This window comes from Marinobacter sp. BW6 (genome assembly GCF_008107725.1).
Lineage (GTDB): Bacteria > Pseudomonadota > Gammaproteobacteria > Pseudomonadales > Oleiphilaceae > Marinobacter.
Genome location: NZ_VIRN01000064.1, coordinates 985459 through 1006233 on the forward strand (window position 1 = coordinate 985459; position 20775 = coordinate 1006233).

20 protein-coding genes are annotated in these 20775 nt (G+C 56.8%); 9 read left to right on the forward strand and 11 right to left on the reverse strand.

Features of this window, described 5'->3' with window-relative positions; translation table 11 throughout:
* Positions 1-42: 42 nt before the first annotated feature.
* The 4 genes from FMN52_RS13090 (at position 43) to FMN52_RS13105 (ending at position 3618) form a co-directional block, all read left to right on the forward strand.
* Positions 43-570 carry a cupredoxin domain-containing protein gene (locus tag FMN52_RS13090; RefSeq protein ID WP_148609031.1) on the forward strand — a complete coding sequence of 176 codons (528 nt, stop codon included), beginning with the start codon at positions 43-45 and terminating at the stop codon, positions 568-570.
* Positions 571-607: 37 nt separating this feature from the next.
* Positions 608-2293, forward strand: a complete 1686-nt coding sequence (locus tag FMN52_RS13095; RefSeq protein WP_148609032.1) for a copper resistance system multicopper oxidase — start codon at positions 608-610, stop codon at positions 2291-2293.
* Positions 2290-3036, forward strand: coding sequence for a copper resistance protein B (locus FMN52_RS13100; protein ID WP_148609033.1), 747 nt, complete (start codon positions 2290-2292; stop codon positions 3034-3036). Before FMN52_RS13095 ends, FMN52_RS13100 begins: the two co-directional genes overlap by 4 nt.
* A 195-nt stretch (positions 3037-3231) precedes the next feature.
* Entirely contained in the window at positions 3232-3618 is a 387-nt protein-coding gene (locus tag FMN52_RS13105) for a DUF302 domain-containing protein (protein ID WP_148609034.1), read from the forward strand.
* Between the two features lie 125 nt (positions 3619-3743).
* Here the strand turns inward: FMN52_RS13105 and FMN52_RS13110 are convergent, their stop codons facing one another.
* Genes FMN52_RS13110 through FMN52_RS13120 form a run of 3 tightly spaced genes read right to left on the reverse strand, consistent with a single transcriptional unit; the run spans position 3744 to position 5615 of the window.
* Entirely contained in the window at positions 3744-4439 is a 696-nt protein-coding gene (locus FMN52_RS13110) for a hypothetical protein (RefSeq protein WP_148609035.1), read from the reverse strand.
* A gap of 15 nt (positions 4440-4454) precedes the next feature.
* Complete coding sequence (locus tag FMN52_RS13115) at positions 4455-5192, reverse strand: HupE/UreJ family protein (protein WP_240339476.1); 738 nt, start codon at positions 5190-5192, stop codon at positions 4455-4457.
* Positions 5193-5252: 60 nt separating this feature from the next.
* The gene (locus tag FMN52_RS13120; RefSeq protein ID WP_148609036.1) at positions 5253-5615 is read right to left on the reverse strand and encodes a hypothetical protein; all 363 of its coding nucleotides are present in this window, start codon (positions 5613-5615) and stop codon (positions 5253-5255) included.
* 273 nt (positions 5616-5888) lie between these two features.
* Between FMN52_RS13120 and FMN52_RS13125 the strand changes: the two genes are divergently transcribed.
* The gene (locus FMN52_RS13125; RefSeq protein WP_240339477.1) at positions 5889-6416 is read left to right on the forward strand and encodes a hypothetical protein; all 528 of its coding nucleotides are present in this window, start codon (positions 5889-5891) and stop codon (positions 6414-6416) included.
* Between the two features lie 14 nt (positions 6417-6430).
* Here FMN52_RS13125 and FMN52_RS13130 read toward each other — a convergent pair whose 3' ends face one another.
* The 4 genes from FMN52_RS13130 to FMN52_RS13145 form a co-directional block, all read right to left on the reverse strand.
* A complete protein-coding gene (locus FMN52_RS13130; RefSeq protein ID WP_148609038.1) occupies positions 6431-7948 on the reverse strand; it encodes an FAD-binding domain-containing protein in 1518 nt (505 codons plus the stop codon).
* Positions 7945-8091, reverse strand: a complete 147-nt coding sequence (locus tag FMN52_RS13135; protein WP_148609039.1) for a DUF2256 domain-containing protein — start codon at positions 8089-8091, stop codon at positions 7945-7947. Before FMN52_RS13135 ends, FMN52_RS13130 begins: the two co-directional genes overlap by 4 nt.
* Positions 8092-8176: 85 nt before the next feature.
* Complete coding sequence (locus FMN52_RS13140) at positions 8177-8773, reverse strand: SCO family protein (RefSeq protein ID WP_148609040.1); 597 nt, start codon at positions 8771-8773, stop codon at positions 8177-8179.
* On the reverse strand, positions 8770-9609 hold the full coding sequence (locus tag FMN52_RS13145) for a cytochrome c oxidase assembly protein (RefSeq protein WP_148609041.1): 840 nt from the start codon (positions 9607-9609) through the stop codon (positions 8770-8772). Before FMN52_RS13145 ends, FMN52_RS13140 begins: the two co-directional genes overlap by 4 nt.
* 125 nt (positions 9610-9734) lie before the next feature.
* On the opposite strand from FMN52_RS13145, the gene FMN52_RS13150 reads away from it, so the two are divergent.
* Complete coding sequence (locus tag FMN52_RS13150) at positions 9735-11423, forward strand: HAD-IA family hydrolase (protein WP_148609042.1); 1689 nt, start codon at positions 9735-9737, stop codon at positions 11421-11423.
* A gap of 2 nt (positions 11424-11425) precedes the next feature.
* Here the strand turns inward: FMN52_RS13150 and FMN52_RS13155 are convergent, their stop codons facing one another.
* Positions 11426-12670 carry a transporter substrate-binding domain-containing protein gene (locus tag FMN52_RS13155; RefSeq protein WP_148609043.1) on the reverse strand — a complete coding sequence of 415 codons (1245 nt, stop codon included), beginning with the start codon at positions 12668-12670 and terminating at the stop codon, positions 11426-11428.
* A gap of 128 nt (positions 12671-12798) precedes the next feature.
* Positions 12799-14331: a cryptochrome/photolyase family protein gene (locus tag FMN52_RS13160; RefSeq protein WP_148609044.1), complete on the reverse strand. Its 1533-nt coding sequence runs from the start codon at positions 14329-14331 to the stop codon at positions 12799-12801.
* A 220-nt stretch (positions 14332-14551) separates the two neighbouring features.
* Between FMN52_RS13160 and hemN the strand changes: the two genes are divergently transcribed.
* A complete protein-coding gene (gene hemN / locus FMN52_RS13165; protein ID WP_148609045.1) occupies positions 14552-15970 on the forward strand; it encodes an oxygen-independent coproporphyrinogen III oxidase in 1419 nt (472 codons plus the stop codon).
* A gap of 107 nt (positions 15971-16077) precedes the next feature.
* Here the strand turns inward: hemN and FMN52_RS13170 are convergent, their stop codons facing one another.
* Positions 16078-18105, reverse strand: coding sequence for a methyl-accepting chemotaxis protein (locus FMN52_RS13170; RefSeq protein ID WP_148609046.1), 2028 nt, complete (start codon positions 18103-18105; stop codon positions 16078-16080).
* 289 nt (positions 18106-18394) lie between these two features.
* Here FMN52_RS13170 and FMN52_RS13175 point away from each other — a divergent pair, with 289 nt between their 5' ends.
* Positions 18395-19390 (forward strand): peptidase U32 family protein, encoded by a 996-nt coding sequence (locus FMN52_RS13175; protein WP_148609047.1) that lies wholly within the window; start codon positions 18395-18397, stop codon positions 19388-19390.
* 13 nt (positions 19391-19403) lie between these two features.
* The gene (locus tag FMN52_RS13180; protein ID WP_148609048.1) at positions 19404-20300 is read left to right on the forward strand and encodes a U32 family peptidase; all 897 of its coding nucleotides are present in this window, start codon (positions 19404-19406) and stop codon (positions 20298-20300) included.
* On the opposite strand, the gene FMN52_RS13185 is transcribed toward FMN52_RS13180, so the two are convergent.
* The gene (locus FMN52_RS13185) at positions 20301-20771 is read right to left on the reverse strand and encodes a cytochrome c (protein WP_148609049.1); all 471 of its coding nucleotides are present in this window, start codon (positions 20769-20771) and stop codon (positions 20301-20303) included.
* Positions 20772-20775: the final 4 nt, after the last annotated feature.

Genomic DNA, 20775 nt, shown 5'->3' on the forward strand with positions numbered 1-20775 from the left:
CCTCTGTACGTTGAGTCACATTCTTCCACAGGAGTATACAAGATGAACGCAGCCAAATTTTTGGTCGTTGCCACATCCATGTCCATGTCAGCAGCGGCTTTTGGAGCCGGTGCCCACAGTGGTGGACACGGGGGCGGCAGCGGGGAGCCGGGCAAGGCCTCCGAAGTCAGCCGAACCATCAACGTCGAAATGCACGATAACTATTACGAGCCTGAATCTATCGAGGTCAATCCGGGTGAAACAGTTCGTTTTGTCGTCGTAAACAAGGGCAACCTGGTTCACGAATTCAATATCGGCACTCCCGACATGCATGAGGCCCATCAGGAAGAAATGATGATGATGGTTGAACATGGCGTTATTCAGGGAGGCACGCTCAATCACGACATGATGGAAATGGATATGGGCGACGGCCACTCCATGAAACACGACGATCCCAACAGCGTTCTTCTCGAGCCGGGCAAGAGCAAAGAGATCGTCTGGAAGTTCTCCGAGCAAGGCAACATCGAATTTGCCTGCAATGTTCCGGGGCATTACCAGGCCGGTATGTACGGGGACGTGAACTTCAACTGATCCTTCCAGACAACGACGTAGTCGAGAGTAGTCAACCATGAAGAAATCCTTTCTGGCAGGCCTTGCGGCCCTGCTGATGCCGGCGTTCGGCCTGGCCGGTGAATACAACCTGACAGTGGATCGGGTCCAGATTGATACCGGCGATTTTGTCAAAGAGGGTATTGGTTATAACGGGGAATCCCCGGGGCCGGTTCTGCGCTTCAAGCAGGGCGAAGAGGTGACGATCAATGTCACCAACAATCTTGATGAAATGACCTCCATCCATTGGCATGGACTCATTCTGCCGTATCAGCAGGACGGCGTGCCCGGTATCAGTTTTCCGGGTATCCAGGCGGGGGAAACCTTCACCTACCGTTTCCCTATCCAGCAGGCCGGCACCTACTGGTTTCACAGTCATTCAGGTTTCCAGGAACCGGACGGTGCTTACGGTGCCATTGCTATCGAACCGGAGGGGCGTGAGCCGTTCCGCTATGATCGCGAGTACGTGGTTCAGCTAACCGACAAGCATCCTCATTCCGGCGACCGTATTATGCGTAACCTGAAAATGATGCCTGACTACTACAACCGCCAACAGCAGACCGTGGGAGAGTTTTTCTCTGATGCTTCTGAGCACGGTTTCATGAATACGCTGAAGGACCGTATGGCCTGGGGCGACATGCGTATGATGAAGGCGGATGTGGAGGACTTGCAGGGGTTTACTGCTCTGATCAACGGGAAAGGCCCGGATCAGAACTGGACGGGCATCTTTGAGCCCGGAGAGAGAATCCGGCTGCGCTTTATCAACTCGTCGGCAATGACCTACTTTGATATCCGTATCCCCGGTTTGAACATGACCGTAGTGCAGGCCGACGGCAACAATGTTCAGCCCGTTAATGTGGACGAATTCCGCATCGGCGTTGCGGAAACCTATGATGTCATCGTCCGTCCCCGGGATGAGCAGGCGTACACCATCTTTGCCGAGTCCATGGGCCGTTCCGGGTTCGCCAGGGCGACACTGGCTCCAGAAGAGGGTATGGAGGGCGTGGTCCCCGAATTGCGGGAGCCCGCACGGTTGACCATGGCCGATATGGCCGGCATGCACGGCATGGATCACTCAGCCATGGAAAGTAAGGAACAGTCAGATATGGCCGGAATGGATCATTCAAGCATGGCGGGCATGGATCACAGTGGCATGCTGATGTCCGGGAACGGAGCCAGCGATCCTTTCTATGCTGAAGGCAGTGGTATCGTTCCGATGGCCGCAAATGGAGGTAAATTCCTCTCCTACGCGGATCTCAGAGCGCAGAATCCGCTGTACGAGGACCGTGAGCCGACCCGTGAGATCGAGCTGAAGCTCACCGGCAACATGGAGCGCTATACCTGGAGCATCAATGGCGTGAAATACGAGGACGCCGATCCAATCCGTCTTCAGTATGGAGAGCGAGTCCGCTTCAAGTTTGTGAACGAAACCATGATGACCCACCCCATGCACCTGCACGGTATGTGGTCCATTCTGGATGTGGGTGCCGATCAGTGGAACCCCATCAAGCACACCATCAGTGTTCAGCCTGGCACCACGGTCTATATGGAAACCGAGGTGGACGAGCCCGGGCAGTGGGCCTTCCACTGTCACCTGTCCTATCACGCGGCCGCTGGTATGTTCCGGAAGGTTATAGTTGAGGGTGGTCCCGACTCGACGCAGGCCAAGACCGATGCTGTCGCTGGCAACGGAGGTGAGGCATGAGCCGCGTTCGATTTATGACTCTGGGGCTCTTGAGTTCACTGCTGTTGCCGACCACGGTAACCGCTCAGGAAATGATGGAGGACACCACCGCCCGGAAGCAGGCCCTGACAACCTGGGGCGTCCAGTTCGAAGAGTTCGAGTATCGTTACAGTGACGACGATGAGGAGCTTGGAGTCTGGAACGCCGATATTTTCTACGGCACCGACGAACTGAGATTTCGCTGGCTGACCAAGGGTGAGTATGAAATCGAAGAACAGGCATACGAGAGTCTGGAAAACCAGCTCGTTGCACAGACTCCCATCTCCAAGTTCTTTGATGCCAAGGCAGGCGTTCGGTTCGACACGCCTGAAGGCCCGGACCGCACCTATGCGGTTCTTGGGCTTACCGGCCTGGCACCGCAGTGGTTTGAAGTGGATGCTAGCCTGTACGTCAGTGACGAGGGCGATACCTCTGCCGAGTTCGATGCTGAGTATGAGCTGCTGCTGACCAACCATCTGATTCTCTCGGCGGCGCTGGATGCGACCGTGGCATTCAGTGAGGACCGGGAGATTGGCCTGGGCAAAGGGCTGAGCTCTACCGAAACGGGCCTCAGATTGAGTTACGATCTGATTGACCGGGCTTTCTCGCCCTACGTGGGTGTGGTGCATGAACGGAAATACGGCGATACCGCAGATCTGGCGGAAGCCGAGGGTGGAAGCACGGAAGACTGGTTTGCGGTGGTTGGTGCGCGAATCGCCTTCTGATCCCGCTCTTCTGCGGGTCGGGGATTCCCCGGCCCGCTTTCATCGCGTTTTCCGAGTGGCCGGCAGAAAGACGGGGGGAACGGAATAACTGAGTACCAACATACTTCTTATCATGGTGATCATGTCCGAAAGGGACCCGGCCAGCAGACTGTCACGGATCCGGACCAATGAATGTTTGCTTCTCAGGAGGTAACTATGTCGTACACGATGAACCGTCTCATTCAAAATGTTGATTTTGAGGAGGTAGACCGGAGAGCGCGGCAGGCCTTGGGTGACCATGGCTTCGGCGTGTTGACCGAGATCGACGTCAAAACCACCATGAAGAAAAAACTCGACAAGGACATGACTGCCTATCGGATTCTTGGGGCCTGCAATCCTGGAATGGCTTGGGAAGCGATTGGACTGGAACCTCGCGTCGGAGCCATGCTGCCGTGCAACGTGATTCTCAGGGAGGTTCCTGACGGTGTGGAGGTCAGCGCCATTGACCCTGTGGCATCCATGACAGCCATTGATAATGACGAACTCAAGCAGGTTGCCGGGAAAGTCAGAGATATGCTGTCTGAGGTGGTCGAGGCGCTCTGACCGAGCGCCACCGGCTTCTCTGTCTCTGCTAGATTCGTAGTTTGGAAGAGTGAAAAAATCACCTGAGTATGGAGTGGTCGTGCAGGCATGAAGCTGACGAATGGTTCAGCCCCATGCCTGGTAGATCACAGTATTTTCTTTAATTGCCCATATTCACCGCCGGTACGAAGCACCAGAGTAATGTCGTTGTCATTGCGATTACGGAAGAACCAGCCGTGGTCGCCGGTGAAGGCGGCTTCAAGCTCACCTTCATCCTGCGGTACTCCCCGCCCTTTCTCGTAGGAAATGGATTGGCCGCTTCCGTTGCCGTGGGTGTCGTAGTTGATAGGGCCGCCTTCAGACGCCCAGGAGTATCGGGCCACAGCACCTTCTTCCATGGTGAGTTTGAATTCGGTTCCCTCGCCCGGCGTCAGAACCATGCGTATTTCATCCTGCCATTGCGGTTCGACAGCTTCTGGTTCAGCCGCGGGCTCTGGTTCCGCGGCTGTGACCTCCGCTTCGGGCTCAGAGACCGATTCCTCTGAAGGCTCGGCCATGACAGGCTCCGCGACTTCCTGAGGCTCTTGTGCGGTCGACGATTGAACGGCAACCATCTCGGCCTCCGCGTCGTCGGCGGCTTCCTCGGCCAGCTGTTCCTTGATTTCACCCATTTCGGTCAAACCCAGCAGTCGACCGGCTCCGGTCGGATCGAGCGCGTACTCCGCGGGCATCACAACGGTAACCAGCAGCACCAGCGCAACTATGGCCGCAACAATGGTTGATCGAATCAGTTTCGCGGTACTTGGCAGTTCTTCTCGATTAGGTATGTCTGTGTTGTACATAAAGGTTCTCCAGAATCAGGCGACGAAATAACCGGTAAGCTGGTAGCCGAATAGCAGGAAGCCTGCACTCATCATGGCCACATTCGCGGTGTAGGCGTGGCGGAAAAAGCCGTCGGTTTTGCGCCAGAAATTGATGGCAATCAGGATCATGGCCAGGGCAATGAGCTGTCCGATTTCCACGCCGACATTGAAAGCGAGAAGGTTCGGAATCAGCCCATCGGGAGAGATGTCGTACTCAAGGATCTTGGTGGACAACCCAAAGCCATGGAAAAAACCGAAGATGAGCGTGGCGGCTTTTGTGTTGGGCTGAAAGCCAAACCAGCGCTGATAGGCTCCGATGTTGTCCAGTGCCTTGTACACGATCGACAGGCCGATAATCGCATCGATGATGTAGCTATTGATGCCGACGTTGAAGTACACGCCCAGCAGCATCGTGCTGGAATGCCCCAGGGCAAACAGGCTCACGTAGATAGCGATGTGCTGCATGCGGTACAGGAAGAAAATGACCCCCAGCAGAAACAGCAGGTGGTCGTAACCGGTGACCATGTGTTTGGCACCGAGGTAGGTAAAAGCAATCAGGTTTATGCCGGTAATCTCCTGAATGTATCCCTTGTCGCCCTGGGCGACGGCATGGGCTAACGCATCAGCGCTGAGACCGAGCAGGCCCAGTGTCAGGAATATCCAGAAAAAGCGGGTCCTTCCAGCAGTAACACACAACCATTGGCGAGGTTTGCCAGGCAAAGTTGACAGCATAGTAACTCCGTAGAATGGGTTTTCGTTCAGCTGCTAAGGCAGCATTGCTCAGACAATCGTTTAGAGCTTCGGCGGGCGGTCGAGCCGGTAACGAAAACTGCGGGGATTCTCTCCAGCAAAGGGAACAGGGCGCCGGAGTGAAGGTGTCAAGTTGGAGAATATCGGCATTTTCAACCGGTCTGCAGACTCGTGGGAGTGGTTGCCAGAGTCATGATGAGAGTGGCGGTCTTGATGATCTTGCACGCTATGGTTGTGGTGATCATGACTGTGGGCGTGATCGCCTTCGTGCAGGATGTTGGCTTTAGTCAGCTCCGGTACTCCATGGGATAACGTTTCTCCCATGACGGAGAATGTCAGGCCGATGAGAGCAATCAGCATGACAATAATCGGCATTCTTTTTTTTAGGTTAATGGCCGTAATCATAAGAACCAGCTTCTGAACTCAAGCTCCGTGCGTGCGTTAATCCTCAACGGGGCGATGCAATGGTTGGTGACGAGACAATACCATTCCCTGCCAGTTTTTCAGGAATTAAAACAATGAAATGTGATCGCTCCCAAACGTTTGCAGTTCAAGTGGATGACCCAGATCAATCTGTATGCTCTTAACCGCTCTTGATGGACACTTTTCAGTTTCAATTCAGTTTCATGGTCTTTACTCATGGTGATGCACATTGTTGCAGCTAATAAGGAGGATCTCATGAACAGATTAAGTCGTTTCGTTGCCTGTTCCGTGTTCGTTGCATTGCCTGCTTTTACTCTTGCTCAGGGCAACTCGGGGCAAATGCCTCGCGGCGGCATGATGAATCAGGAACAAGTGCAGCAGATGAATGAAAATATGGCTCGCATGCAGGCCATGATGCAGGAAATGCGGAACGCCAACTCCAACGCTGAACGCCAGAGACTGCGCGAGCAACACATGGAGTACATGCAGGAGCACATGCAGATGATGCGTGGCGGCATGATGGGGCCCGGGATGATGGGCCAGGGCATGATGGGCAATGGTCAGGGAATGATGGGTAGTGGCCAGGGCATGATGAACAACCAGGGCATGATGAACAATCAAGGCCAGGGTAAAAAGCAGTCTGGCAATGCCCAGGGCAACCGTTCTGGTGGTCCGGGGATGGACAACGAGCAGCGTCTGGAGATGATGGAAAACCGCATGAACCAGATGCAGCTGATGATGGAACAGATGCTTGAGCACCAGCGGCAGATGTACCAAAACTGATGTTCTGATACCGGCTAGTCAAACAGGGATAGTTGATCTGATTGGCTCTTCGAGGGCAGGTCGGGTCGTTTCTGCACGGGGCCTTTGCGGCTCCCATGACGCTGCAGCACCCGATCTGTCTCTGCCCGGCTGACGCTCTGTTTTCTGAAGTCGCCTACCGCCTTGCGAGCCACGCGGGCTGCCTGCTCGTGGTCACAGACAGGTGCGATATAGGTGTTGCCACCGTATCGTTCCTTCTGCGCCGGCGTCATTAACCAGGGCGTGTGTATCATTTCGCTGGGCACGCCGGCCAGCTCGGGAATCCAGCGCCGAATGAACTCGCCATCCGGGTCCAGTTTCTGGCTCTGCAACACCGGGTTGTAGATTCGCAGGGCGTTGATCCCGGTCAGGCCGGATTGCATCTGGGTCTGGGAGTAGTGAATGCCCGGTTCGAAATCGGTAAACATCCGGGCAAGATGAAGGGCGGGATCGCGCCAGTGTAGCCATAGTTGATAGCTGGCAATTGCCATCAGCATGGCCCGCATCCGGAAGTTGATCCAGCCCGAATGATTAAGCGCACGCATGCTGGCGTCCACCAGGGGCCAGCCGGTCTGACCTTCCTGCCAGCGTTGTAGCCTCTCGGAATCATTTGGGCCGGTTTTCAGCGCCTCCATTTCCCGGTGCATGGCCCGGAACTCCAGCTCCGGCTCGTCCTCCAGTTTCTGAATGAAGTGGCAGTGCCAGTGCAACCGGGAACGGAAACTGGTCAGGCTTTTCTTTTTCCGGGGCAGGGTGTTGCGGTGATTGCCGGTCGTTTTCGCTTGCTGGTAGATCTCCCGGAGGCTGACGGTGCCGTAGGCAATATGCGGACTCAGGCGCGAGCAGGCCCTGACCGCGGTGTTCGGGCTGGAAATGTTGTACTGGTAGCCGACGCAGCGGCGATCCAGGAAAGACGTGAGCAGCTTTTCGCCTCTCGCGCTGCCGCCGATCTGGCGGTCCGGGCACTCGTCAGATGCTCCGAAACCCTGACCTTTGTCGCCAGTGGAAACGGCCCGAAGCGTGTCCGATTTCGGGATTGCAGTCGGAGCCTCCAGCACTGGTTGCCGCATCAACTCTGTCCAGGCCCTGTCCCAGACATCCCGGTCGCTCAGGCGACGAACCACACCGAACTGGTTCCATTCCCGGAATTCCACCTGGTTCTCCGAGCACCAGCCAATCACCGCCTTGTCACGCTCGAAGGTCCAGTGTCCGCCGGTTTCCTGATGGCAGAATATTCGGCTGATACCCTGGTGGGATAGAAGCTGCTTAAGCGCATCAATCACCGACCCTCGCATTACCAGAAGCTGGCTACCGGCTTTCCGTAACTGTTGGTCCAGATCTTCCATAGAATCCCGGATAAACGCCCATTGTCGACCGCTGGTGTCTGGCAGCTGCCAGTACTCGTCTTCGATGACATACAACGGTATGACGGGCTCTCCCAGATTGGCTGCCGCCACCAGGGGAGCGTGATCCCGGATGCGCAGATCGCGCTTGAACCAGACCACGGTTGTCATACCGGTGCGGTCCTCTCGCGCCGGCAACGTTCGCTGCAGTAGCGGACATTTTCCCAGTCTTTCGCCCATTTTTTGCGCCAGGCGAACGGCCGCTGGCAGATCGGGCAGGTTTTCTCCGGGAGATTGAGTTTTTTATGGGGCACCAGGGTCTTCCAGTCGAACTTTAGGGCATTCTACGTCAGCGTTGCAGGGCAGGATCAACCCTGGGGTTGGCGTCAGGAAAGGGCGTCATGGGCTGGATTCCTGCGCCAATTGAGCCAGATCTTCACTGATCTGCTCGGGCGACAGGCCTGGGCGCAGAAGCAGTCGGGCGTTGCCATCGCGATCGAACACATAAACGGCGCTGCTGTGGGAGACGTTATAGTTGCCGCTGGCATCGGGCTCGTCGTAACCGAAGGTGGTGCGATAGCGTTTGGTGAGTTGTCGAAGCGTGGGTTCTTCTGCGGTCAGGCCAACGATGCGCTCGCCAAAGAAATTCACGTAACTGGCCAGGCGTTCCGGGGTATCCCTGCGCGGGTCAACGCTGACAAAGAGGGTTGTCACATCGTCCTGGTACTCTTCGGGCAGTTGGTGAATCGACCGGCTAAGATCAGTCAGCGTGGTTGGACAAACATCCGGGCAGGAGGTGAAGCCGAAATACAGCAAGCGAATGGTGCCTTCTGAGTCAGCGGGTGTAACGGTATTCCCATTGGTGCCCTTGAGCTGGAACTCAAGCTCGGGCATCAGGCCTGAGATGTCCTTGCCGTGCCAGCTTTCATCATTCCCGGCACAGCCGGCGAGCATCAGGGCAACGAAAACAGAGCACAGTGGCAGCAATCTGGTCATGCGCTTCCTCCCGCCAGAGAGCGACGTTTAGAAAATTTGCCATCTTCATGCATGGCCCGGCGGAGCACGATCAATATGCCGATAATGCTCATCATGGCAGGCGGGATCCAGGTCAGTAGTCCGCCCAGCAACTGATCGGTTTCCGGAGGCATGGGCCAGGCCCGGCCACACACTTCGTAGACGTCATACACCATGCCCCGGGAAAACACGATCCAGGCACCGAGAATCATCTGGGGAATCGCTACCAGCGCCAGCAGGAGTATGCGCTTGCCATAACCCAGGGCATTGGTAAGTGCCGGAGAACGGGGGTCGAAGATCAACCACCAGAACAGGAGACCATCCAGCAACATGCTCCAGTTCATGATCCAGTAAAGCTGCCGGCTGAGCATGGCGTCGAAATGGATGGGCGGCCAGAGCCAGAAATAGATCAGCCCCACGAACAGAACCGAAGCGATAACCGGCTGCTGCAGCAGCCGGTAAATCCAGCCCAGCGGCTGCAGCCAGTAGCGTACCGACGGTGAGATCTTCTGGTGCCAGAACCGCATCACGGGCAGAGGATTAGACAGCGCGATCAGAATCGGCCCCAGGTGGTGAAGAATCAGGTGTTGTCCCCGATGGACGAAGAACATGTACTGGGAGTAATAGTCGAATCGGGTCTGCATCACCGCATAGCAGAGCATGACGCCGAGCGTGAACGTGACGATCCGGCCCGACCCCGGCCGGTCCTGCTCCGGCATCTTCAGTAGCGCGACACCGTAAAACCCGAGCACCAGCACAAAACTGAGGATGGTCAGCGGTGAAAAATCATAGGGCAGCAGGTAGCTTGAAACTGGCATGGATCAGACTCGATGCGTGCACGCATTGGAAACCGGGTTTATCTTTCTTATCAGTACCGCCGAGTTTTGCCGGCCCGGCGATGGATTTCAAGGCCGGCTTCAGAAACTTCTGATGGAGACGGGGCATGGCCCGATTCTGTGATTCCATTTCAGCGCCGTCAGTGCTGATCTTTGACTGGCACGGCACCCTGGTAGACACCCACGATGCCATGTTCAGTGCCATGGAGGACATGCTACCGCAGTTGGAGGACCTGGGGCTGGTGGACCGGCTGCTGCCGGAGGATAAATGCCGCACGGCGGACGACGCACGCCTGGTGCGCTACATTCGCATTTTTCGGCGCCTGCATCCGCGGATTCTTGCGGAGCGCCGGGTGTCGAGGACCGACATTTTCAATGCCATCTTCGGCGATGACAAAGAGGCCAAACTGATCGCCCACAAGGCCTATAACGAGGCCTATCGACGATACTTCGGGAAGGTAAAGCCGTTCCAGCCCGGCGCCTACGAATACCTCTCAGCGCTTAAAGCCATGGGGATCCGGCTGGCGGTATCCACCAACCGGAACCGGGAGTTTCTGGACCGGGAACTACAAACGGTGGATGAGGGCCGATGGCGGAACCTGTTTGATGCCACGGTGTGTGCCGATGACGTAACCGAGTACAAACCGGACCCGGAGGTGATCCTCAAGGCGCTTGAGAAGCTTGATCTGCCAGCGGATGAAAGAGCCTGGTACGTAGGTGACAGCTACGTAGACATGCTCACCGCCAACAAGGCCGGCGTGTCTGGCGTGTTCTACAACGGGGCCTGTTGGGAATCCGGCCGAATAGACAGCTGGTTCTCTCATCGGGACGCGCCTGCGGCCATTCTGGACAGCTTTGAAGACCTGTTGGATCTGCTGGCCCTGCTTGAGCGGAACCAGCCGGAAGCCTTTGAGCAGGCGCCTGCGGAAGTGCGTCCGCGGCCCTTCCCGCCGCCCCAGCGCCCTGAACCACGCATTGAGCCGGACTGGCACCCGGCGGTGGTCAAGCTCATCCGCCCGGCAGTCATCCTGTTCGACTGGCACGCCACCCTGGTAGATACCCTCGACGCCATGTACCACGCGGTGGATGACATGCTACCGGATTTCCACAAGCTGAATTTGATGGATCGCATGGTGGCACCGGAAGACAGCAAGACACCGGAAGATGTGAAGCTGGTTGCCTATGTCCGGGAATTTGCAAAGCTGCATCCAAAGGTGAAGGCAGACCGGAAGATCTCCCGAACCGACATTTTCGAGGTGCTGTTCGGCGAAGACCAGGAGGCCAAACAGATCGCCCACCAGGCGTTCAATCACCATTATCGAAAACACTACGGTACCGTGAAGGCCTTTGAGCCGAAGGTCCGGGAGGTTTTGGAAGGGGTAAGGCGCCTGGGCATTCAGGTGGGTGTGATTACCAACAGGGACCGTGAGTTTTTCGAGCATGAATTGGCGGCGGTCGAAGACACCGGCTGGACCCATCTTTTCGATGTCGACGTTTGCGGCGACGACACGCCCCTTCGCAAACCTCATCCGGATCAGTTGCTGCTGGCGGTTCAGAAGCTGGATTATCCGCCGGACCCGAGTGTCTGGTACGTGGGCGACAGCACGACAGACGTGATTGCGGCCAAACGAGCGGGCCTGACCTCGGTATTTTTCAACGGGGCCCAGTGGGACCTGCCCTGGCTGAACAAGATTTTCCCCGGCACCCACAAGCACCCGGACAAGCCGGATGTGGTGGTTAATGATTTCTCGGAATTCTGGGCCCTTGTGTTGGCCTGTGAAGTCGGGCCGCCATAAGGTCAGGGGTGTTCGAGGGCGCGTAATGCGTCTTCGGCATCCAGCCCCAACGTGAGGACGCCGAGAGGAGCGCCATCGGAAATCGGGCTGACCGGAGCGCTTACGGTGACCTGAAATCGGGATGTGGAGGCGTCGTAGCGGATTGGTGAAATATACAGCGCCTCCATTCCCTCGAGACCTTGGCGGGTGGCGTCCAGAACTTTCTGAAACTTGGCTTCATCTCCTTGCCAGTAATCGGTTGTAAGTTGGCTCATCGCCGCCAGGGTACCCATGCTATTCATGATCATGGCCTCCGTAACGAGACCGCCTTGCGCCACTTTCCAGCCATGCAAGGTTCGCGAACCCGGCAGATCAAGAATCCGGTCGGCCAGTTGCGTGGAGGCAAGCGGTGCCATAGCCTGCCACATGCTGTCCTGAGTCATCACGTCTGTGAAGCTTTCCTGTCTGGGACCCGAAGCGATAATCTGTGGGATGTCCAGAGCGCTGCTGACCTCGCTGATCAGGCTTTCCGAGAGAGTCCGGATACGACGTTCTTCCTCGTCCGACAGGGCGAGGTGACCGGCCATGCAACTGTTCAGCCTGCGATTGAAGGTGTCAAGAAACTCCGGATAGCTGGAAGCAAAGGATTCGCTCAGATAAAGGTAAAGCGGCGCGTAGCGAACGAAATGTCGCTCCATAACCATGCCAGGCTTTCCGTTATCCTGGCGCAGGCCGTTCATGACACGTTCATCCATTAGAGCCGCATCAATACGCTCACGCTTCAGAAGGGCGAGAAGTTGCGAGGCCGAGGTAACGCTGAGAAAAATCGAATAGTTATTGGCTTCCAGCCAGGCTTCTTCATTGCTGCCATCAACAACCCCGATCCTCAGGTTATCGGTGACGAGTTGGTCGCCTCTGGTAAAAAAGTACCACTTCTCCAGTGCCACCGGGTCACTGCGTTTTGCTATGTTGTCCAGCTCTGCAGAGGGATCAATGGCAAAATAGCCATCGATCATGTTGCGTTTCAGCGAGTGCATGGCGCGATTCTGGGGCGTAATCCGGATGCGTGTTGCCCAGCCAGCGCGGTTCGCGGCACAAACTACCGTGTCTGCGGTTTCGCCGGAAATTTGATTGACTCCACCCTTACCCTGGCTTGCCACCTGATAGGGTGGGCTTTCGAAGGTGTATAGGTTCAGTGTCGGAGGCTGGGCCTGACACACGGTTGAAGCCAGTATCAGTGTCAGACTCAGAGCGAGTCGAAGGTTCATGGCAAGGGCCGGGTCCGTGGTGTTAACAATCCTTAGGTCAGGCTAGCACCAATGTGGGTCTTTTGCTGCACAACGTTAGTGCCCATGCCTTTGATTACTCTTTCCAGAGCCCTTCTGTGGAGATTCGTCTAGAGCTGCTCCAGGTTCGCCAGCAGATGCTCGGCGCGCCGGAGCAGCGCTTCCCGCCGCTCCGGCTTCTGCTTGTCCCAGTTCCGGTACATCATGCCCATACGCGGGTTTTTGGCAAAGTCGTCCCGATGGCGATCGATGAAATGCCAGTACAGGGCGTTGAACGGGCAGGCGTCCTCTTCGGTGGCCTTGTTCACCTTGTAATGGCAGTTGGCGCAGTGGTCCGACATGCGCTGGATGTACTTGCCGCTGGCGGCGTAGGGCTTTGAGCCCAGGTAGCCGCCATCGGCGTGCATCACCATGCCCAGAACGTTGGGCAGTTCCACCCAGTCATAGGCATCTGCGTACACCGCCAGGTACCAGTCGCAGATTTCCTCAGGCTTGATGCCGGCCAGCAGCGCGAAGTTGCCAGTAACCATCAAACGCTGGATGTGGTGGGCGTAGGCATTGCGGTGGGTGGCATCAATGGCCTTGTGCATGCAGCGCATTTTGGTGTCGCCGGTCCAGTAGAACCAGGGCAGGGCGCGGGTGTTGCCCAGACGGTTTTCTTTGGCATATCCCGGCATGTTCATCCAGTAAATGCCCCGCACGAATTCGCGCCAGCCCAGAATCTGCCGGATGAATCCCTCTACTGCGTTGATTGGTGCCCGGCCCGAATACCACGCTTGGGCCGCCGCCTCGCAAACCGCCACCGGATCCAGAAGCCCGGAATTGATATAGGGCGACAGGATGGAATGAAACAGCCAGTCCTCGGTGTCGGAAATCGCGTCCTGATAATCGCCGAAGCAGGGCAGGGCATAATCGATGAAGTGCTCGAGCGCTCCCTGCGCGTCCTCGGCGGTAACGGCAAAATGAAAGTCGTCGGTGGTGCCGAAGTGATCGCTGAAATGCTCATCCACCAGGGCGATCACATCCCGGGTAATACCATCCGGCTCTATCCGGAATGGCGCAGGTGCCGGCGGCTTGCCGGTCCACTTCTTCCGGTTGTCTGCGTCAAAGTTCCACTGCCCGCCCTCCGGTTCGCCCTCGACGGTCATCAGCAAACCGGTCTTGCGCCGCATCTCACGGTAGAAAAACTCCATCCGCAACTGTTTGCGGCCCTTAGCCCAGTCTGCAAATTCCTGTTTGGTGGCAATGAACCGTGAATCCGGCCGGATTTCCACCGGCACCCCAAGGCGTTCATGCCAGCCACAGATCTGCTCATGCAGCCGCCATTCGCCGCACTCTGTGGTGATCACTCTCTCGGCATTGATCCGCTTAACCTGCTCTCCAACCACTGCCTCGAGGCTCTGATGCTCGTTGTCCGGGTGATAGGCCTGGTAATGAACCTGCCAACCATCGCTCTCCAGTTGCCGGGCAAAGTGACGCATGGCGCTGAACAGCAGCACGATCTTCTTCTTGTGGTGATTGGTGTAGCTGGCTTCCTCATGGACTTCGGCCATCACCACCAGATCCCGGTTGCGGTCGGCGTCTTCGAGGGCGCTGATGTCTCTCGTTAGTTGATCGCCGAGGATCAGAATCAGGTTAGCCATGGTGAAGATTTCTCCAGTCGATCAGGTTGCAGGAGCAATGACATCAGCCAATGCCCACAAAGGGGTAAACCAAGTACGCCAAGAGCCCAAGGGTGGTTCAGTAACCGGACTGGTAAACTGAAACCATCAGTCACCTGACCCGAATCAAAAAGCCAGCCAAGGGATTGCCCTAAAATGCCGGCAAATCCTGGATGCCCCGTTTTATCCCAGAGCGCTTATTATGACTTCCAACCCCGCACTCAAAGCCCAAGACTCAACACTGCCAGAGTTCATCTGGGATGACGCCCTGATCCGCCGCTACGACCTTAGCGGCCCGCGGTACACGTCCTATCCCACGGCTGTCGAGTTCAACCAGAACTACCCGATTGAAGACATGGTCAAAGCGGCGGCCCGCAGCAAGGCCAGTGGCCGGCCGCTGTCGCTGTACACCCACCTGCCGTTCTGCGCGCACCTTTGCTACTACTGCGCCTGCAACAAGGTGATCACCAAAAAGCGTGACAAGGCCATGCCTTACGTAGAGCGGGTGCTGAAAGAGGCGGCCATCCAGTCAAAACTGTTCGGGGCCGACCGACCGGTGACCCAGCTGCATTGGGGTGGCGGTACCCCCACGTTTTTACCAAAAGATGTGATGGAACACCTGATGGCGGGTTACGGGGAGCTGTTCAACCTGCAAACCGGTGAGGAGCGGGATTACAGTGTGGAGATTGACCCGCGGGAAGTGGATCAGGATACCCTGCCAACCCTTTGGAACCTCGGGTTTAACCGGATCAGTCTGGGGGTGCAGGATGTAAACCCGGAGGTGCAGAAAGCAGTCAACCGCATCCAGCCCCGGGCCATGACCGAAGCCGTGCTCAACGAGGCGCGGCGCATCGGCTTCCGGTCCATCAACCTGGACCTGATCTACGGCCTGCCGTACCAGACCCCGGAAAGCTTTGCTGAAACACTGGAAGCGGTGATCGATATGTCGCCGGACCGGCTCTCTGTGTTCAGCTATGCCCACCTGCCGGACCGTTTCTATCCGCAGACCCGGATTCAGGGCGACACCCTGCCCAGCCCGCAGCAAAAGCTGACCATCCTGCACAACACCATCAACCGCCTGCTTGACGCCGGTTACGAATACATTGGTATGGACCACTTCGCCAAGCCGGACGACAGCCTGGCGGTGGCGCAACGGGAAGGTCGTCTGCACCGGAATTTCCAGGGCTACACTACCCACTCTGAGTGCGATCTTGTTTCCCTCGGGGTATCTGCGATTGGCCAGACCGACGATGCCTATTTCCAGAACAATCATGATCTGCCGTCCTGGGAAGCGGCTATTGACGCGGGCCAACTGGCCATCACCAAAGGCGTGAACCTCACTCGCGACGACCGCATTCGTCGCTGGGTGATTGGCCAACTAATCTGCCAGTTCCGGCTGGATCGTCAGCAGTTCGCAGCAGTCTGGAACGAAGATCTGGACCGTTATTTTGCCGATGAGTTCAGCCGTCTGAAGTCCATGATTCAGGATGAGTTGATTGCTGACGATGGCAATACCCTTCAGGTTCAGCCCGCAGGACGGCTGCTTATCCGGGCCATCTGCCAGATCTTTGACCTGTATCGCAAAGAAGGCGCCAGCCAGCGGTTCTCCCGGATTATCTGACAGTAGTTGCGAAGTCGGGGTCAGAAGAAAGCCTTCTTACGACCCCATTTCCAGAGCCAAAAAAGGGGCTGCCCGTTACCGGACAGCCCCTTTTACGTCTGCTGGCATCAGCCGTAGGCAGGAACCTTGAACTCGTTGGCGAGATCCTGCAGGACCCTTGCCAACCGCGCCTGCTCGCCGGTCACCTGGGTGATTTCCTGGGAGCCGGTCAGGGTCAGGATAGCGGCTTCACTGACCGATTCCATGCTGCCCGCCAGTTCCCGGGTGACCGCCACCTGTTCTTCAGAGGCGGTGGCAATCTGGCCGGCCATATCGGAGATGCTGTTCACATCGGTCAGGATGTCCGCGAAGGTCTGCTCCAGCTCTGAGGCCTGTTCGCTGGTGGCATTCGCCAGTTTGTGGCTTTCCACGATCGAGCGACTGGCACTGTCGGTAATGCTCTGAAACCCGTTGATAATGTCCTCGATCTGGGTAGTGGACTCGTGGGTCTGCTGGGCCAGGGTGCGCACCTCATCAGCAACTACTGCAAATCCGCGACCATGCTCGCCGGCGCGGGCGGCCTCGATGGCCGCGTTCAAGGCCAACAGATTCGTCTGGTCGGCAACTTTACGAATCACGTCCACAACGTCGCTGATGGTTGAGCTGCGGCTCTCCAGTTCCTCAATAACTTCATTGACCTTCTGAACCGATTTGGCCAGGGAACGGATGCTTTTCACGCTGCCATGCAACACCTGCTCACCGCTTCGGCTTTTTTCCATGGCGCTACGGGCGGCATCTGCTACCTGTTGGGTATTGCGGGAAATCTCCTCGGAAGTGGCCGACATTTCTTCGGTCGCCGCCGCCACCTGCTCAATCTGTTGCTGCTGGTTTTTCACCTGACTGGCGTTCTGACCGGCCGTAGAGCTGGTCTCCTCTGTGGCGGTGGCCAGCTGGACGCTGGACTTGTCGATGTGCAGGAGCGCATTGCCAAAGCGTCCGAAGAGCTCGTTGATGGCCTTGCCAATGGTGCCCACTTCATCACGGCTCGAGATTTCGATCTCGCGGGTCAGGTCCTTGTTGTCCATGGCGAACTGCACACCGTCAAGCAGTCCCCTGACCTGCAGATTGATGGCCCGGACGATGACGATCATCAAAAGGAAGACCGCCAGAACTGCACCTGCCCCAATTGCCGATGCCACGATCAGATCATTGCGTGCATCAGCAACTTCAGCGTTGGCAAGGGCGAGCGCCTCATTAAGCATGCCTTTTTGCATCTCATTGAGCGCGCTGATGCGTTCTGTGGCAATTGCGAACCAGTCAGCGGCATCCAAGGCGTACATTCCCGACGGACTGCTGAACAGGGTCTGACGCCTTTCATTCAGCGCCTGGTTCTCAGGGGAGCGGGGCTGGCCCTCCAGCGTCGCGCGGAGATCGTCATCGGCTGCAAGCATTGCCAATGCCTTGCCGAGGTAGGCAGCTTGCTGACCTTCAAGCCCGGCAATCCGGCGCAGGGTAGGCAGATCAAAGTCTCCGCTGCGAATCAGTGAGGCGCCGGCGGCGCGCTCACGACCCGCCCGTTCGGCCATTTCTGCCAGCGCATAATAAGCGCTTATGTCGCGGGTCAGCTCTGAATTATTCGAACGCAGAATGATCAGTCGGATTCTCTCGATCAGATGCATGATCGTTGCCGTATACCGTGCAGCGGAATCGCTTGCATCGATACCACGGGTATTCACGGAGCGTCGCAGAGAGGCAATATTGGCCAGGTCATCTCTCACCGACTTGAGGCTGGCTTCAACGGTGCTATCGAACGAGGCATCGGCCATGAGTGCGCTGATTTCCTGTTCGTAAGTTTCGATACGGGCGTCTGTTTGCCGTTTCTGGGCCGACAGATTTTGCTCGGCTTGATTCTCCGCGTCGCTGCCGGTTTTGCTGGCCAGGAACACGGCGGACCGGCCTCGCTCCTTCTGCATAGCCTCGGTGAGAGGGGCACTGATTTCCGCCAACCGCACTTTAGAGCGCAGTTGGCGCATGTCGCTCAGTTCACCGTAATTCACAGCAATGCTTTCGGCTGCAAAAAAGACAATCACGAGCAGGGCAGGAACCACGAGAGTGATCAGCTTGCCCCGCATTGATAAGTTATTGATCAAGTTCATAGCTTCGCCTTGGCTAGCCTGGTTGGGAGGTGCCTTATTATCCCGAGGCTCGAAGGTCGGCATCTATTCACGTGAAGGAGTAGTCGTAGAGGTAGTTTCTGGCAGGTAATTGCGTGTATCTGATTGTTAACTCAATGATATAAAAAAAGAATTAAGAGGGTAGGTGTTTGTGCCTGGAGTACCACCAAAGAGATAGTCGGGGTTTCGCCAAGGAGCTGCTGACAAAGGTCAAGGTAACCCGCCTATGCCTTGGATATGTTTGCTCCACTAATTTCTGGCGGAGAAAACCATGGAACTTGTGTGCCCAGCCGGTAGTCTTCCGGCTCTGAAAACCGCAGTCGATAACGGCGCCAACGCCGTATATTTCGGTTTCCGGGACAGCACCAACGCCCGCCAGTTTGCTGGCCTGAACTTCAACGAAAAGCGCGCCGCTGAAGGGATTGAATACGCCCACCTCCGCGGAGCGAGAGTGTTCTGTGCCATCAATACTTACCCGCAACCGGATGGCTGGGAGCAATGGAAAGGCGCCGTGGACCGCGCCGCAGGTCTCGGCGTGGACGCCATTATTCTGGCCGACATGGGCCTGCTGGATTATGCCGCCAACCGATATCCGCACATCCCCCGGCATCTGTCGGTTCAGGGGTCTGCTACCAGCCATGAAGCGCTCTCCTTCTACAAGGATAATTTCGATATCCGCCGGGCGGTGCTGCCCCGGGTTCTGTCGCTGGACCAGGTGCGTGGTGTGGCGAAGCATAGCCCGGTGGAGCTGGAGGTCTTCGCTTTCGGCAGCCTGTGCATTATGGCTGAAGGCCGCTGCTATCTGTCTTCATACCTGACAGATGAATCTCCTAATACCTGGGGAGCCTGTTCCCCGGCCAAAGCTGTGCGTTGGCAGGAAACCCGGCAGGGGCTTGAATCCCGCCTGAATGAGGTATTGATTGATCGCTATGGCCCGGGCGAATCGGCCGGCTATCCAACCTTGTGCAAGGGGCGTTTCGAGGTTGAGGGCAGCGTCTACCATGCCATTGAGGAGCCAGTAAGCCTCAATACACTGGATCTCTTGCCGGATTTGAAAGAGCTTGGCATCAGCGCCGTGAAGATTGAAGGCCGCCAGCGCAGCCCCGCCTATATCGCCGAGGTTGCCCGTACCTGGCGCCAGGCGCTGGACCGCGCCGAAGCACACCCGGACAGCTTTACCGTGGACAGTGCCTGGAACAGCACGCTCGCGGGTCTTTCCGAAGGTGGCCTGACCACCATCGGGGCCTACCATCGCAAGTGGAAATAAGGTTCTGCCGTTTATGATGAAACTCTCTCTTGGCCCGATTTTATGGTTCTGGACCAAGCAGTCCGTGTTCGATTTCTACGCCAAAGCGGCTGAATGGCCGGTCGATACCATCTATCTGGGCGAGGTTGTGTGTTCCCGCCGGCGGGAACTGAAACCGGATGACTGGCTTGATCTCGCTCGTGATCTGAAAGCCTGCGGGAAGAATGTGGTGCTCTCCACGCTCACGCTGATTGAGTCGGAGGCCGATTTGCGTCGCCTGCGTCGATTCTGTGAGCAGGATGAATTCCAGGTAGAGGCCAACGATCAGAGCGCCCTGCAGGTCGCCATCCGGAACAGGATTCCGTTTATCACCGGTCCTTCCATGAACATCTACAACACGGCCACCTTGAAAATCCTGGCTAAGCAGGGCCTGAAAGGGTGGAACCTGCCGGTGGAACTGGGCAAGGAAACCCTGGAGCAGCTAATCAAGGAGCTGCAGCAGGAAGAACTGGACCTTCCTGCCGAAGTGTTTTCCTGGGGTTTCCTGCCTCTGGCCTGGTCCTCCCGCTGCTTTACCGCCCGTCATTACAACTTGCCTAAAGACAACTGCGAGTTCCGCTGCCTGGAGCATCCGGATGGCATGGATTTGCGGTCTCGGGAAAGCCAGGAGCTGTTCCGTATCAACGGTATTTCCACGTTGTCTGGTTCTCGTTACGACCTGATGCGGGAGTTACCGGAGATGGAGCGTATGGGAGTAAGGACTGTACGCCTGAGTCCGGAGCATCTTGGCATGGAGGAGGTGGTTAGACGCTTTGACAAGGTGCGCAGAGGCGAACTGCCGGCCACCGACCCGCTGCAGCTGGTGGAGGCACCACCGTGCAACGGGTACTGGTATGGCAGGCCGGGGATGGATCTGGTTGGTAATGGTTGATCAGTTTTTGGCGGTATTCACCCCGGGAAAACGATCAGAAGCATACTTCCCATGGCAGGCAATACAGTTACGCGTCATCTCGTCGTAGAGCTGGCGCTGTTTTTTAGTATTCTGTTTCCTGCCCGCTTCCGCCAGCGAGGCGGCCAGCTTGTGAAACTCCTTGTCCAGTCTGATAAAGCCCTTCGGCACTGCGGACATCAGGTCTTTTCGATCCTGGTCGGTCAGCTTCTGTTGCAGGATAAAGCTGTCATGGATCTGCTGGGCGCTGGTGGCAACGGTGTCATGTTCGCCGGTGACCATGGCGGTGTGAATGGTGGCCATGGCTGACTGAACCGAGCGCATCTCTTCCTGCAGGAGCCTGCTCAATTTGTCTGTAAGCTTCGGGGTAACCGGTTCTTCTGCGAGTGGGCTGCCTGATACAGCGAGGCCCAGTAAAAAAGCAGCTATAAATTTTCCTGCTCTGGTTGTCATAGTA

Coding starts and splice junctions, on each gene's coding strand:
- FMN52_RS13090 (WP_148609031.1), top strand. CDS start 43: ATGAACGCAGCCAAATTTTTGGTCGTTGCCACATCCATGTCCATGTCA.
- FMN52_RS13095 (WP_148609032.1), top strand. CDS start 608: ATGAAGAAATCCTTTCTGGCAGGCCTTGCGGCCCTGCTGATGCCGGCG.
- FMN52_RS13100 (WP_148609033.1), top strand. CDS start 2,290: ATGAGCCGCGTTCGATTTATGACTCTGGGGCTCTTGAGTTCACTGCTG.
- FMN52_RS13105 (WP_148609034.1), top strand. CDS start 3,232: ATGTCGTACACGATGAACCGTCTCATTCAAAATGTTGATTTTGAGGAG.
- FMN52_RS13110 (WP_148609035.1), bottom strand. CDS start 4,439: ATGTACAACACAGACATACCTAATCGAGAAGAACTGCCAAGTACCGCG.
- FMN52_RS13115 (WP_240339476.1), bottom strand. CDS start 5,192: ATGCTGTCAACTTTGCCTGGCAAACCTCGCCAATGGTTGTGTGTTACT.
- FMN52_RS13120 (WP_148609036.1), bottom strand. CDS start 5,615: ATGATTACGGCCATTAACCTAAAAAAAAGAATGCCGATTATTGTCATG.
- FMN52_RS13125 (WP_240339477.1), top strand. CDS start 5,889: ATGAACAGATTAAGTCGTTTCGTTGCCTGTTCCGTGTTCGTTGCATTG.
- FMN52_RS13130 (WP_148609038.1), bottom strand. CDS start 7,948: ATGACAACCGTGGTCTGGTTCAAGCGCGATCTGCGCATCCGGGATCAC.
- FMN52_RS13140 (WP_148609040.1), bottom strand. CDS start 8,773: ATGACCAGATTGCTGCCACTGTGCTCTGTTTTCGTTGCCCTGATGCTC.
- FMN52_RS13145 (WP_148609041.1), bottom strand. CDS start 9,609: ATGCCAGTTTCAAGCTACCTGCTGCCCTATGATTTTTCACCGCTGACC.
- FMN52_RS13150 (WP_148609042.1), top strand. CDS start 9,735: ATGGCCCGATTCTGTGATTCCATTTCAGCGCCGTCAGTGCTGATCTTT.
- FMN52_RS13155 (WP_148609043.1), bottom strand. CDS start 12,670: ATGAACCTTCGACTCGCTCTGAGTCTGACACTGATACTGGCTTCAACC.
- FMN52_RS13160 (WP_148609044.1), bottom strand. CDS start 14,331: ATGGCTAACCTGATTCTGATCCTCGGCGATCAACTAACGAGAGACATC.
- hemN (WP_148609045.1), top strand. CDS start 14,552: ATGACTTCCAACCCCGCACTCAAAGCCCAAGACTCAACACTGCCAGAG.
- FMN52_RS13170 (WP_148609046.1), bottom strand. CDS start 18,105: ATGAACTTGATCAATAACTTATCAATGCGGGGCAAGCTGATCACTCTC.
- FMN52_RS13175 (WP_148609047.1), top strand. CDS start 18,395: ATGGAACTTGTGTGCCCAGCCGGTAGTCTTCCGGCTCTGAAAACCGCA.
- FMN52_RS13180 (WP_148609048.1), top strand. CDS start 19,404: ATGATGAAACTCTCTCTTGGCCCGATTTTATGGTTCTGGACCAAGCAG.
- FMN52_RS13185 (WP_148609049.1), bottom strand. CDS start 20,771: ATGACAACCAGAGCAGGAAAATTTATAGCTGCTTTTTTACTGGGCCTC.